This window comes from Bradyrhizobium sp. FW305-F6 (assembly GCF_058782905.1).
The window spans coordinates 1-12,684 of the sequence record NZ_JBYSYD010000010.1; the positions used below are offsets into that span (position 1 = coordinate 1).

At 61.1% G+C, this 12,684-nt stretch carries 7 protein-coding genes and 7 pseudogenes; 6 read left to right on the forward strand and 8 right to left on the reverse strand.

Going from position 1 to position 12,684, the window contains the following annotated elements; translation table 11 throughout:
- On the reverse strand, nucleotides 1-1,025 hold a 1,025-nt coding region (locus AC3WLX_RS34215), incomplete at its 3' end, for an HlyD family secretion protein (protein WP_492339201.1).
- Between AC3WLX_RS34215 and istA (AC3WLX_RS34220) the strand changes: the two are divergent.
- A pseudogene (istA, locus tag AC3WLX_RS34220) lies at nucleotides 1,005-1,761 on the forward strand (IS21 family transposase); the annotation flags it as partial. The gene AC3WLX_RS34215 and the pseudogene istA (AC3WLX_RS34220) sit on opposite strands and share 21 nt — an antisense overlap.
- Nucleotides 1,762-1,871: 110 nt before the next feature.
- Here the strand turns inward: istA (AC3WLX_RS34220) and AC3WLX_RS34225 are convergent.
- Nucleotides 1,872-2,021 carry an ATP-binding protein gene (locus AC3WLX_RS34225; protein ID WP_024343431.1) on the reverse strand — a complete coding sequence of 50 codons (150 nt, stop codon included), beginning with the start codon at nucleotides 2,019-2,021 and terminating at the stop codon, nucleotides 1,872-1,874.
- A gap of 29 nt (nucleotides 2,022-2,050) precedes the next feature.
- Between AC3WLX_RS34225 and AC3WLX_RS34230 the strand changes: the two genes are divergently transcribed.
- Nucleotides 2,051-2,536, forward strand: coding sequence for a hypothetical protein (locus AC3WLX_RS34230; RefSeq protein ID WP_196232451.1), 486 nt, complete (start codon nucleotides 2,051-2,053; stop codon nucleotides 2,534-2,536).
- Nucleotides 2,530-4,632 (forward strand): recombinase family protein, encoded by a 2,103-nt coding sequence (locus AC3WLX_RS34235; protein ID WP_049820501.1) that lies wholly within the window; start codon nucleotides 2,530-2,532, stop codon nucleotides 4,630-4,632. The genes AC3WLX_RS34230 and AC3WLX_RS34235 overlap by 7 nt, the downstream gene beginning before the upstream one ends.
- Here the strand turns inward: AC3WLX_RS34235 and istB are convergent.
- Nucleotides 4,627-5,277 carry an IS21-like element helper ATPase IstB gene (istB, locus tag AC3WLX_RS34240; protein ID WP_080655024.1) on the reverse strand — a complete coding sequence of 217 codons (651 nt, stop codon included), beginning with the start codon at nucleotides 5,275-5,277 and terminating at the stop codon, nucleotides 4,627-4,629. The genes AC3WLX_RS34235 and istB overlap by 6 nt on opposite strands.
- Nucleotides 5,278-5,292: 15 nt before the next feature.
- A pseudogene (istA, locus tag AC3WLX_RS34245) lies at nucleotides 5,293-6,829 on the reverse strand (IS21 family transposase).
- A 144-nt stretch (nucleotides 6,830-6,973) separates the two neighbouring features.
- Here istA (AC3WLX_RS34245) and AC3WLX_RS34250 point away from each other — a divergent pair.
- Together AC3WLX_RS34250 and AC3WLX_RS34255 are read left to right on the forward strand one after the other, a co-directional pair.
- A pseudogene (locus tag AC3WLX_RS34250) lies at nucleotides 6,974-7,123 on the forward strand (ISNCY family transposase); the annotation flags it as partial.
- Nucleotides 7,124-7,389: 266 nt separating this feature from the next.
- Nucleotides 7,390-7,940 (forward strand): annotated as a pseudogene (locus AC3WLX_RS34255) (IS66 family transposase); the annotation flags it as partial.
- Between the two features lie 3 nt (nucleotides 7,941-7,943).
- On the opposite strand, the pseudogene AC3WLX_RS34260 reads toward AC3WLX_RS34255, so the two are convergent.
- Nucleotides 7,944-8,771: pseudogene (locus AC3WLX_RS34260) on the reverse strand (ISNCY family transposase); the annotation flags it as partial.
- 150 nt (nucleotides 8,772-8,921) lie between these two features.
- On the opposite strand from AC3WLX_RS34260, the pseudogene AC3WLX_RS34265 reads away from it, so the two are divergent.
- A pseudogene (locus tag AC3WLX_RS34265) lies at nucleotides 8,922-10,097 on the forward strand (IS701 family transposase); the annotation flags it as partial.
- Nucleotides 10,098-10,317: 220 nt separating this feature from the next.
- Here the strand turns inward: AC3WLX_RS34265 and AC3WLX_RS34270 are convergent.
- The 3 genes and pseudogenes from AC3WLX_RS34270 to AC3WLX_RS34280 all read right to left on the reverse strand — a co-directional run bounded on the left by AC3WLX_RS34270 (nucleotide 10,318) and on the right by AC3WLX_RS34280 (nucleotide 12,519).
- Nucleotides 10,318-10,644, reverse strand: coding sequence for a WGR domain-containing protein (locus tag AC3WLX_RS34270; RefSeq protein ID WP_024343427.1), 327 nt, complete (start codon nucleotides 10,642-10,644; stop codon nucleotides 10,318-10,320).
- Between the two features lie 213 nt (nucleotides 10,645-10,857).
- Nucleotides 10,858-11,777, reverse strand: a pseudogene (locus AC3WLX_RS34275) (nucleotidyl transferase AbiEii/AbiGii toxin family protein).
- The gene (locus AC3WLX_RS34280) at nucleotides 11,764-12,519 is read right to left on the reverse strand and encodes a type IV toxin-antitoxin system AbiEi family antitoxin (protein ID WP_024343426.1); all 756 of its coding nucleotides are present in this window, start codon (nucleotides 12,517-12,519) and stop codon (nucleotides 11,764-11,766) included. Before AC3WLX_RS34280 ends, AC3WLX_RS34275 begins: the two are co-directional and overlap by 14 nt.
- Between the last annotated feature and the right edge of the window lie 165 nt (nucleotides 12,520-12,684).

Consider the following 12,684-nt stretch of genomic DNA (forward strand, 5'->3'; position numbering starts at 1 on the left):
TTCAGCTTGGCGACGTATTTGTCGTGCTCGTCGAAATAGATCCGCACCGGAACGCGCTGCACCACCTTAACGAAATTGCCGGTGGCGTTCTGCGGCGGGAGGATCGCGAATTGCGCGCCGGTGCCTGGCGAGAGCGAGCCGATCGTGCCCTTGAACACGTGGTTCGGGAAGGCGTCGACCTCGAGCGTGACGGACTGCCCTTCGGTGACGTGGGTGAGGTCGCTCTCCTTCGGATTGGCATCGACCCAGGGGTGCGCGACATCGATGATGGAGAAGACGGGCGTGCCGGCGGTGACATAGCGGCCGAGCTGAATCTGCTCGACCTGGGTCGCGACGCCATCCATCGGCGCGCGCAGGACCGTGTGATCGAGGTTGCGCTCGGCATCCTCCAGCTTCGCCTTAGCCTGGGCATAGGGCGGAAACTGCTCTAGTGGCAGTTCGGGGTTACCAAGCAATTGCGTCCTGGCATTGGAGAGCTGCTGCTTGATGAACTGCACCTGTGCGCTCGCGGTCACCATCGCATTGGCCGCATTGTCGAGGTCGAGCTGGGACCCGAAATTGCTTTTGACCAGTTGCTGTTTGCGTTCGACATCCCGCTGTTTCAGGTCGACGCCCTGCTGGGCAAGATCAAGCATCTGGCCATAGATCTTCACGTTCTCGACCAGATTGTCGTAGTTCGTCTTCGCCTGAGCGAGCTGCGCCTTAGCCTCGTCTACTGCGAGGCGAAACGGCACGGCGTCGATCTCGAACAGCTCGTCACCCTGCTTCACGGTCTGGCCTTCCTTAACCAGCACCTTGATGATCTTGCCGGAGATGTCGGGTGTAATCAGCACCTTCTGGGCGCCGACATAGGCATCGTCGGTGCCGACATAACGTCCGCCGTGCAGGTAAAACGCCAGTCCGCCGAGTGCGGCAGCAATGGGCAGCACCACCAACAGAAGGGGACGGCGATAACGGCGCAGACCCGCTATCATACGGCGGCGCGGTTCGGCAGCGACCTTCCTATTCGCGCCTACTTTGTTGATGGTCGTCCCATCAAGGCGATCTGCCGAGAACTTGGCGTATCGCGGAAGGTGGTTCGCAAGGTCATTCGTTCTCAAGCGACGGAGTTCCGCTACGAGCGAGACGCAGCCGCTCCCGAAGATGGATGCCTGGAGTGCCGAGCTTGATCGGTTACTGGCAAGGAATGAGAGCAAGGCGGCGCGGGAACGGCTGACGCTGATCCAGCTATTCGAGGAGCTCCGCGGCCTGGGTTATGCCGGCGGCTATGATGCGGTTCGTCGATACGCCCGACGGTGGAGCAAGGAACGCGGCACCTCGACAGCGTCGGCTTATGTGCCGCTGAGCTTTGCACCAGGCGAAGCCTACCGGTTCGACTGGAGCCACGAGGTCGTCCTGCTGAGCGGCACCACGGTGATGGTGAAGGCTGCTCATGTCCGGCTCTGTCACAGCCGCATGCTGTTCGTGCGGGCCTATCCGCGCGAGACGCAGGAGATGGTGTTCGACGCCCACGACCGGGCGTTCGCCCTGTTCAAAGGCACCTGCACCCGCGGCATCTATGACAACATGAAGACCGCCGTGGAGACGATCTTCGTCGGTAAAGGGCGTCTCTAGAATCGCCGCTTCCTGCAGATGTGCAGCCACTATCTGGTCGATCCGGTCGCCTGCACGCCAGCGTCGGGCTGGGAGAAGGGGCAGGTCGAGAACCAGGTCGGGCTGGTGCGAGAACGCTTCTTCACGCCGCGGCTGCGGTTCAAAAACCTTGCGCATTTCGCAAAAACGGGACAGTGGTTTCGCTAACTGCCGGACAGTAGTTTCGCTAAATCGCGGACAGCGTGGCGGCGCTGGTTTTTGGTTGCCTGGTTGTTGAGTCAATTGGTATTCGTTTCGCTGTTTTCAGCGTCGGTCAAGGGGCGCGTGGCTTTTTTCCTTCGCATGCTGTCGCCTTCAAGGGCGATGCGGTGGGCATTGTGGATGATGCGGTCGAGGATGGCGTCGGCGACGGTGGGCTCACCGAACACGTCAGAGTACCCCTATTCTCGAGCGGGTCGTGTCTCACGTCACGATCACTGACCCGCATCATTTTCTGTTCGGGCACCGGCTTGAGGTGCTGAAGGAGCGGTCGGGGCGCGGTCCCGCCTATGTCGTTGTCGCGCTGCCGGACGGCCGGCCGCGGGCGGTTCGCATCGCGTCGACGGATCTTGCCGAGACGATAGATTCTGGCCCGAACGCCGCCGATCTGCCGCGCATCAGCGCACGTACGCTGATCCCATTGATGCAACATTTGAGCGCGAGTCTGAGCCTTCTTGACGAGAAGGTGATTCGCGATGACCCACCCACCGCTTCCAGGTCGCGTTGCGTATCGACCCATGCCGACGTTGGCAAATCCACCCGGCCGTCCGACGGACGATATTCCTCCCCTGTGGCCGAATCTGTCGACCGCGACGCAAACCCAGATCGCTCAAATCCTCGCCACGCTGCTGCGGCGGATGCAAGCGGCTCCCGGCACGCCCGGAAGGGAACTGGGTCGTGCTGATCAACTTAAACGTCGCTGACGAGCGGCTCACGACTGCGCACAGAGCGAAGTTGGCCTATGTCTACGTGCGGCAGTCATCCGTGAACCAGGTGCGCCAGCATCAGGAGAGCACGGAGCTGCAGTACCGCCTCGTCGATCGCGCCATCGGTCTGGGCTGGCCGCCGGAGCGCGTCCAGGTCATTGACGAGGATCTGGGCAAATCCGGTGCTGGCGGTGTGGATCGTCATGGCTTCCAGAAGCTCTTTGCCGAGATCGGTCTTGGCAACGCCGGTCTTGTGGTGAGCCTCGACGCTTCTCGCTTGGCCCGCAACAACCGGGACTGGCATCAGTTGCTCGAACTGTGCTCGGTGTTTGGTGTGCTCATTGCGGGTGGCGAGCGGCTTTACGATCCGCGCGCCTACCACGACCGCCTGCTGTTGGGCTTGTCCGGCATAATGAGCGAGGCGGAGTTGCATCAGCTTCGGATGCGCCTTCACCAAGGGGAACGCCAGAAGGCGGCGCGGGGCGAACTGCGGCTGCCCCTGCCAGCCGGGCTCGCCTATGATCGCGCCGGAACGATTATTCTCAATCCTGATGAGGAGGTGCAGGCCCGCCTTCATCTCGTTTTTGCCAAATTCCAGGAACTGCAAAGCGCCCGCCGTGTGATGCGGTACTTGGACCGGAACGGATTGTCGTTGCCGGTTCGGCCGCTGCTTGGACCAGCTCCACACGAGACCGTCTGGCGTATGCCAGATAGTGCACGCGTCCTTAGTATCCTTCAAAATCCAGCTTATGCTGGGGGGTATGTTTATGGCCGCCGGCAAAAGGATCCGAGCCGATGCCAGCCGGGATCGCTGACGGGAACGGTCAAGGTGGCGATCGCCGACTCGGCGGTTTGCCTCCGCGCTGCTCACCCGGGTTATATCAACTGGGAGGAGTTCATGGCCAACCAGCGGCGACTGGCAGATAACGTCGCGCATTTTGAGGCAGGACACGCTGGCGTGCCGCGCAAGGGGGCAGCCCTGTTACAAGGAATTGCGATCTGCGGCCGTTGCGGACGGCGCATGAGCATGCGCTACACTGGCCTGAATGCCGACTATCCGGTCTATTGCTGCCGGTCGGATCGGGATCAGGAAGGCAGTGCACTGTGCCAGGAAGTCCGGGCCTTAGCGGTTGACGCCTTGGTCCAGCGGGTGGTCCTCGACGCCCTGGTGCCGGATCAGATTGAGATCGCACTCGCGGCGGCGAGCCAACTGGAGCAGGACAGCCGCCAGCTCGAGCGCCAATGGGCGCTTCGCGTAGAGCGCGCCCGCTACGAGGCCGAGCGCGCTCGACGTCAGTATGACGCCGTAGAGCCCGAGAACCGTCTCGTGGCGCGCTCACTTGAGCGGGCTTGGGAAGAGAAGCTGCGTGCCGTCGAGGCGGTCGAGCAGGAACATGCGCGTTGGCGTGGGCAAGAGCCGCTTCTGATTGGCCCGGTGGAACGCGCAGGGCTACAAGCACTCGGCGAGAACCTGCCGCAGATTTGGAACGCGGCCACCACGTCGGCAGCCGATCGCAAGCGCATTCTGCGATTTGTCATCCGCGAAGTCGTTCTTGATCAGAAGCGGATCCGAGGTCAGGTGTGGCTCAAAATCGTCTGGCAGACCGGCGCAACCAGCGAGCATCACGTGCAACGGCGCGTTCACACCTACCGCAATTACATCGACATTGATGGGTTGCGGCAGCGGATCGTCGAGTTGAATGCTGAACACAAAATGGACGCCGAGATCGCGATAATACTCAATCAAGAAGGCTTCGTCGCGGCCCGAGGCTGCGCCTTCAAAGGCGATAACGTCTGGCTGTTGCGCACCCGCTGGGGCATCCCCACCGTCAAGATCAACTGCGTGGACCAGAATCCCATGCGCTGGCCCGACGGCAGCTTCTCGATTCAGGGGGCAGCGGCTGAGCTTGGATTAACCCCGCAAACAGTGTTCGATTATCTTGCGCGCGGATTGCTGGTAGGTCGTCAGTTAGTCAAAGGTCAGCCATGGCAGATCGAGCTCTCAGACGAACAAATCAGTCAGCTGCGCAATCGGGTACGACGCACCAAGCATTCGAAGAAGGAGGCATCATGAAGTCATCGGCTCGGCAATGACGTCGTGCCATTGCGACACGGGGACCTGACTTGTGATCAACAAGGATCCCTTGTCGTAGCGATCATCGACAATCTCGAGCAGATCGCGGTGCTGGTCGGCGGTGAGCGGTTCGGGTCCCCAGTCATCAAGGATGAGGAGATTGACGCGTTCCAGGGCGGCGATCAGGCGCGCCAGACGGCCTTCGCCGCGCGCCTGGGCGAGATCGGCGAACAGGCGGGATGTTCGCTTGTAAAGGACGGAGAAGCCGTCGCGGCAGGCCTTGTTGCCGAGCGCACAGGCAAGCCAGGACTTGCCGGTGCCGGTTGGGCCGACGATGACCAGGTGGTTGGCCTCACGGACCCATTGGCAGGTGGCGAGGGTTTGGAAGAGCGAACGGTCAAGGCCGCGAGCGGTGCGATAGTCGACGTTCTCGATGGCGGCGACTTGACGGAGCTTGGCACTGGTCAAGCGGCGCGTGAGGCGGCGGTTGTCGCGGGCGGTGACCTCGCGATCGACGAGGAGGCCGAGCCAATGGGCGTGCGGCATCCCGGCCGCCTCTGGGTTGTTCTGCAGTTCGGCGAGGGTATCGGCCATGGCGGCGAGGCCGAGGGAGCGCAAGCGATCGACGGTGGGATGAATAAGCATGCTGATCTCTCCTGATCAATTGTAGTAACTGCGGCCACGGATGTTGGCGTGGAAGAGGATGGGCGCCTCCTCGGCGGGAGGCGCGGTTCTGTCGGTGCCGTTCTTGAGGATGGCGGCGACCGATTTGTACGAACGGGCGTTGAGCAGGAGGGCCCGGGCGCAGGCGGCGTCGACGCGTTCCTGGCCGTAGCGCTTGACCAGCCCGAGAATGCCGATAGCCGAGCGGAAGCCCTGTTCCGGATGCGGCCGCGACCGCAGGATGACATCGATCAGGGTGTCGGCGTCGGGGCCGACCTTGGCGGCTTCGGAACGAATACGCTCATGGGTCCAGTCGCGATAGCGGCGATGCGAGCTCGGCATATGCTCGGAAATCGTGGTCGGGCGATGCGGTAAGGTGCTGCGCAGATGCGAGGCCACGCGCTTGCCATGGAGGAATATCTCGACGGTCTTTTGGGTGATCCGAGCCTCGACCTCCTGATGTACGAGGCTGTGAGGGACGCTGTAGTAATGTTTGGCGATCTCAACGTGATAATCGAGGTTGACCCGGCAGCGCTTCCACTCGGCATACTCGTACGGTTCATCTGGCAAGGGGGTAAGCGCCGGGCGATCGAGCTCTTCGAACAGGTCGCGCCGGCTTCGTCCCCAGCTCCGGAGCGGTCGATTGTTGAGATCGACGAGCAGCGCGTGGATCGCCTCGTTGAGGGCGGCAAGCGAGAAGAAGCGGCGGTTGCGCAGGCGCGCCAGAATCCATCGCCCGACGATTTGGACCCCGACTTCGACCTTGGCTTTGTCGCGCCGCCGATACGGCCGTGCCGGTACGATAGCGGTGCGGTAATGGCGGGCGAGATCGGCATAGGTCCGGTTGACCATCGGCTCGTGAAAGCAGGCCCGGGTGACGCCGGCCTTGAGATTGTCGCTCACCGTCTGCCGGGCCACGCCGCCGAAATAGGCAAATACCCGAACGTGCGAGGCGATCCAGCCCGGCAGGCCCTGGCTGAGACTGGCCTCGGCGTAGGTGTAGTTCGAGGCGCCGAGCACGGCGACGAAGATCTGCGCGCTGCGCACCTCACCGGTGAGCCCGTCAACCACCTCCATGGTGTGGCCGGAATAGTCGACGAACAGCTTCTCGCCGGCGACATGAACCTGGCGCAGGGTTGGCTTGAGACGGCCGGCCCATTCCCTGTAGCGTTCGCAACCACGCATAGCTGAAGCTGTCGGAGTTTGCGTCGCAATACTCCTCTCACAAGAGCATCAGCGTGACGTTCGGGCGCCGCAGCTCGCGATGCACAAGCGCCCAGTCCGGATGCGGACGCTCGTCGCTGGGCCGATCGGACGGCGGCGGAAACAGGCGATTCTCGAGCCGGACGTCGTCATCGAGCTCCGGCGGCAACGGCCAGGTCAGGTCAGCGCGGCGGGCTTGGTTCACGTATTTGCTGACCGTGCCCTGGGCCAGGCCGAGGCTGCGGGCAACGGCGCGTTGCGACATGCCGACGCTGTAGTGCAGGCGTAGAACTTCGCGAATGTGGCGCATGGACAGTCTCTCGGTCGGCATCTCGATCCTCTGCGGTTAGGCAAAAGACCCAAGCTACCCGGGTTGCAGACTGTCAGCGGTGCGCGCCTCCTGATTGCCCCTGATCGCGATCGCTGGAAATAGCGATCACGATCGCCTGGAATCGGTGATCACGATCGGCTGGAACACGCACCACGGCATCGTCGCGACTGTGTGGGCGAGTTGATTCAGATCGACGGCTCTGAACACTGGTGGTTCGAGGATCGCGGCCCACATTGCACCCTGCTCGTCTTCATCGATGATGCGACCAGTCGTTTGATGCACTTGCGCTTTGCAGAGCCCCTTGCTCGCGCCCTTGGCCCGATCAATCGGGCCCCTCACATCCGATCACTGACTCGCCGACGCGCGGCGACCACAGGCGCGCCTTCTCGGCAGCCGCACTGGCTGCACTATCCCCATAGCGCCCACAACTCCGCGGCTTCGTTCAATCCGGCTTCTATGAGGTCGCAGGCTACGACAGAGCGCGCGGCTGGCCTTTGCCCGGCGACCTCACAGAACCCTCAAGAGTCCTAGCGCGTCCAATCTGTGATTCACTGCGTCGCATGGATGCCGATCGCGACGCTGCTCCGGGCGACGTTACCGCCCCGAAGGCGGCGCTGGCAGCCGAGCGCGCGAGGGGTTTGGAAGTAGCTGCCGAGCTCGCTGTCGCTCGTGCGAAAGCGTCGGAAGACGAGGCGCTGATCGCACAGCAGAAGCTGCAGATCGCCAAGCTAAAGCATCAGATCTATGGGCAACGGGCGGAGCGTTCTTCGCGCCTGATCGAGCAGTTGGCGCTGACGTTCGAAGAGCTGGAAGCAAACGCCACCGAGGACGAGCTTGCGGCCGAGCGGGCCGTGGCCAAGATGACGACGGTGCGCGGATTTACACGTAAGCGCCCCGAGCGTCAGACCTTCCCTGAGCATCTGCCACGGGAACGGGTGGTGATTGATCCGCCGACAGCTTGTGATGCTGCGGCAGCAACCGTCTGCGCAAGCTCGGGGAAGACGTCACGCGGACGCTGGAAGTGGTGCCGCGCCAGTGGAAGGTAATCGAGACGGTCTGGGAGAACTGCCGCGCCAGGCGAGCTTCCAGCTCCACACGTTGGCATTCGCCGCCGCCGGAGTTCCTTCCAGGCAAAGGCATCGTCGATGTTGTCGTGCGCAGCCAAGGGCCGGTGAAGATCCTTGTCGTTGAACGGCTCCTTGGCAAAACGGCGATTATAGTCCGCCATGAACGCCGGCAGGAACGCGTTGCCGGCCTCGATGGTCGAGATTCCGGCCAGCCGCATCTCCTTGACCAGGCGGTCCTGCAGTGTGCCGTTGGCTCGTTCCACGCGCCCCTTGGCCTGTGGGACATTGGCACAAATGATATCGATGTTGAGCTCGTGCAGCGCGCGGCCGAACTGCGTCATCCCGTCGCCGCCGGTGGCGCCGACCTTGTTGACCCGGAACGTTGCGTGCTTGTCTGAGTAGAACGCAATGGGCTGCCGTAGCGCTTCAGATAGGCGGTCGTCGCCGTAAGTAGTCAAAGGTCGACTCCGTCTCGACAAATTGCAGATGCATCAATCGGCTGGTGGCGTCGTCGATGAAGACGAGCAGGGTGCATTGCGGGCCGCGGTTCTCAAACCACCAGTGTTCGGAGCCGTCGATCTGGACCAACTCGCCAACGCAATCGCGGCGATGCCGCGGCTGGTGCACCGGCTTCAACCGCTGCCGGCGGTCCTTCTAAATCCCGTCCACCAGCATCCAGCGCCGCACCGTCTCAACGCCGAAATGCAAGCCATGCCGCTCCGCCCGCTTCTCTGCAGCAAGCGTCAGCCGGAGTGCCTGCCGCGATGTGAGCCGAAGCAGTTGCGCTGCCTCTCGCAATGTATCCGTTCCGCCACAACATCCCGCAACACATGCACCCGGTCGATCTCAGCCCGGCTCATCGACAGCACCGTCATCACTCAAAACCCCCAGGCCCATGCCTTAGACAAGTCCGATCGTGACATCTCTAGCACTACTTTGGCAGAATGTTGATTTTGTCGCGTTTTATAGGATTCCCGAATCGATTTTTCAATGATCATGGGTGGTCAGCTCTTGAAGGGCTGACCATGGCGGGATGGGAAGACGAACTCGAACGCTGGCTGATGCCGTTTCTTGGACCGGCTGGGTCATAAGACCCGGCAGCGGATGTGTCCTCTGTATGTCGCGGGATTGATTGGTCCTGGCGATCGCAAGAGCGTTCAGCCAATGGCAGAGCGCCTTGCCACGGGCAACTACGATTAGTTGCACCATTTCATTGCGGAGGTGTCTGGGAGGCGACGCCGCTGGAGACAGAGCTGCTCAATCAGGCGGACCGACTTGTCGGCGGCAGGGATGCGGTGCGGGTTATTGATGACACCTCACTGCCGAAGAAGGGTGAACGCTCGGTTGGTGTTGCTGCTCAATACGCGTCGGCTCTCGGCAAAACGGCAAATTGCCAAACGCTGGTGTCTTTGACGCTTGCGCGCGGCGAAGTGCCAGTGATGGTCGCGTTACGTCTGTTTCTGCCTGACAGTTGGACAAACGACGTGTCTCGTTTGAAACGCGCTCGCGTGCCAGTCGAACACCGAACGCCAGGAGATTGCTTTGGCCGAGATTGACCGCGCGATGGCAGCCAACGTGCGCTTTGGATGTGTGCTGGCGGATGCAGGATACGGGCTCAGCGCACCGTTTCGACAAGGGCTAACAGAGCGCGGGCTCGCGTGGGCTGTCGGTATCCCCCGGCACCTGAAAGTGTATCCGGTCGATGTGAAGCTCATTTGGCCGCTTACCAAAGTCCGCGGGAAACCACGAAAGCACCACGTACCCGATATCTTATCGATTGCGGCAGAACAAATGCTGGCCAGCGCCAAATGGAAAACCGTGAGTTGGCGCAGCGGAACGAGCTCGATTTGCAGCTCTCCGTGTCCGCGCCGCCGACGGCCCTCCTCAGCGGATTTGGGATAAGGGTCAGCAGCATCTCCCGGGCGACGAAGCCTGGCTCATTGGCGAGCAACGTGCCTCAGGGGAGAAGAAATACTATCTTGCCAATCTTCCTGCGGCGACGGATATGCGCACACTGGCCGCCACCATCAAAGGCAAGATGGATTTGTGAGCAGGCCCATCAGCAGTTGAAGGAGGAGCTTGGACTTGATCACTTCGAAGGGCGATCTTGGCAGGGTCTTCATCGCCACGCGCTGATGACAATGATTGCCTACGCCTTCCTGCAACATTGTCGCCTCGCACACGCGGAGCGGAAAAAAAGAATCAACGGTCCTCCGCCTCAACCAACCAGCCCGCCATACGTCACGCCATCGTCGATCTCATCCTATCCTTGAAAAACACTGGCGAAAACACATTCTGCCAAAGTAGTGCTAATGGGGAGGATGGTGACCTTTCTAATGAGCGTCTACATCCGTGATTCGCATAATATTGATTATGGAATACTTTTGCAACTCTTGGAATGTGGCCGCAGAGGACTTAGGATTACTTTGATATACTTGCACTAGCATTTTGTCCAGATCGGGCAGCTTGCAGCGTGTCGCATGCTGGCTCCAGGCACGGAAAGTGCCGCTGGACGTAACCACGGCGGGTTTTGCGCCTGAGCCAGGACTCAAGAGCCTCGACGGCCTGCACCTGACCATCGAATAGATCGAGCCGCCGTCGACCGCGCCCACCGAGACGGCCCCATTCACGCACCAATGCGGTATCGCCAAAGAGCGTCGGCTCGATCGTGAGCACATAGAACCGCGCCATGTTACGGGCCGGATCGCGACGCTCGAGCACGAGATATTGCACGGTGAGTTCGGACATGCGCCAGAATCGCAATTACCGAATCGAGCGTCCAATTAAATAAATGAATCGATCCGCGCCAACGATTCAGAAAATTTATGCAGGCAACGAGACAGTCGAGGTCAGGCTAGGGATAGGCGGCTGAGCTAAAGCCCGCAAGCTGGCGCACTCCCTGGAGATGTCGTCTGAACAAGTCGGCCCGCGCGCGCTCGACGGAGATCCCCTCGTCCGACCTCAGGCATTGCGCAAGACTTCCTCGAGTTGCGCGACGAGCTTCGCCCGTTGCGCGGAAGGAAGTTTGTCCAGATTGATCTGCTTCCAGCGCACCGCCGGCAGGTCCGCCGCGCCAGGGACGCCCAGCAGGCTCCAATCCGGCTCGCCGCGCTTGAATCTCATGAGGAAATCCTTGTGCGCTTGTGGCATTTTTCCGGCGATTTCGGCGATTAGCGTCTCCCGAGCTTCGAGCAACTCGTCCAAGGTTACTTCGTCGGCGGTCATGCCCTCGAAGCCGTGCGTGAATTCGTGCTGGATGTCCTTGCGACGAGGAACCACGACCTCGGAAATCGGCCTGTCATGGCTGATGAGGTAGACGATGAACGCCTTGCGGAGATCGTCTGTGATGCCTTCGTTGGCGAGCAGATCGCGGACATCGAAGAGGTCACGCGGATGCTGCCGGTCGAGCGCCGCGACGAGCTTGCCGGCGTATAGATCGGCGAACGAACGACTTTCATCTGTACGAAGCCGAACGTTTCTTCGACGCTCGGCGAGACGTCGCGCAGCTCTGGCTCGAAGACGCTGCCCCTGATCACCGGCGTGACCTCAATCTTGATCTGCGCATCACCTTTCTGGACGGTAAGCTTGGTGACGATCTTTTCACGGGCGTTGACGACTTCCGTCACCCGTGAGCCCGGCAATCCTTTCCTGATGGCCGCTGCCATGCGCTTCATCGCCGCATCGATCGCAGCAAGAGATTCGGGGCGCGGAGCCACCGGCAGATAGGTCAGGTCGATATCGACTGATAAGCGTGGCATATCGCGGTGGAAGAGATTGATGGCGGTGCCGCCCTTGAGCGCAAAATCGGGCTCCGACGCGACGAACGGGATCGTCTCGATCAACAAGACCACTTGATGCCGGTACTTTTCAGACAGGGGCATTGAGGTCGTCTGGGATGGTTATGAGGTATTTGGTGTCGAGTTTGCCGCCCTTGACGAGCATGCGCTTTCCCGTGCCGAGATTGACTTTCGACGTGTCGATCTGTTTGAGCCAGGCGTGTTGATGTCGCTCTGCGAACCAGAAGAACAGTCGTTTGACCTTGATGCTTTTGCAGTCGTTCAGAAGCGTTTGCAGCCGCCGGGGACTTAGGCTCCTCAATCCTTCCGCCAATGCATCGACTTGGTGGAAGCTTTCGTGGCGGGGCAATTCGTCGAGCAGTTCGAGGAACGCACGTTCGGGAGTCGATACCATGAGAGGCCAGTCGGATGGTCCCGGTATTTCCCGTGTCGTCCCCGACTTTGATCCGGGCGTGCTCCCGTGCGTTTTGAATAGACTTTGCGTGCGGTGAACACGGAATTTCTGTTTGAGCGGAAGTTTGCCGAGCCAGCCGGGAGCAGGCAGCGTTCCGTATAGATGTACGGTCGAAGGACCGGTTTGGCTCAGGTAGTGACTGAAGCCTTGCGCTTCGATGGCGGTACGTCCGCCGACGACGAGGTCGGAGCCGAGCAGCCGCTGGAGTGACACGACGACGCCCTGCCAGGAGAGTTCGCCGAGCGGACGCTTGAAGGTTCCCCGCGCCGGCTGAACCAGCCAGCCGGCCGATACGTATTGGCTGCGCAGGCTGGTGGAATATCCATGTCGTTCCATCCAGGCGGCATCGACCAGAAGTCCCTTGCGAGGCATGTCATTCGGCCCTTTAATTGCGGATTGTTGTCAATCACCTTTTGAACTTTCCGACGGCACGACGGTAGCGCTCGCGCTGTCGGAGCTGGTCAGGGTTGCGGAGACGGCGCGAGCGCGGCTGATGCGTACTTTGCCGGCCAAGCATTGGATCGCCCTGGCTGGTTA

Coding starts and splice junctions, on each gene's coding strand:
- AC3WLX_RS34280 (WP_024343426.1), bottom strand. CDS start 12,519: ATGCCTCGCAAGGGACTTCTGGTCGATGCCGCCTGGATGGAACGACAT.
- AC3WLX_RS34270 (WP_024343427.1), bottom strand. CDS start 10,644: ATGTCCGAACTCACCGTGCAATATCTCGTGCTCGAGCGTCGCGATCCG.
- istB (WP_080655024.1), bottom strand. CDS start 5,277: ATGCTTATTCATCCCACCGTCGATCGCTTGCGCTCCCTCGGCCTCGCC.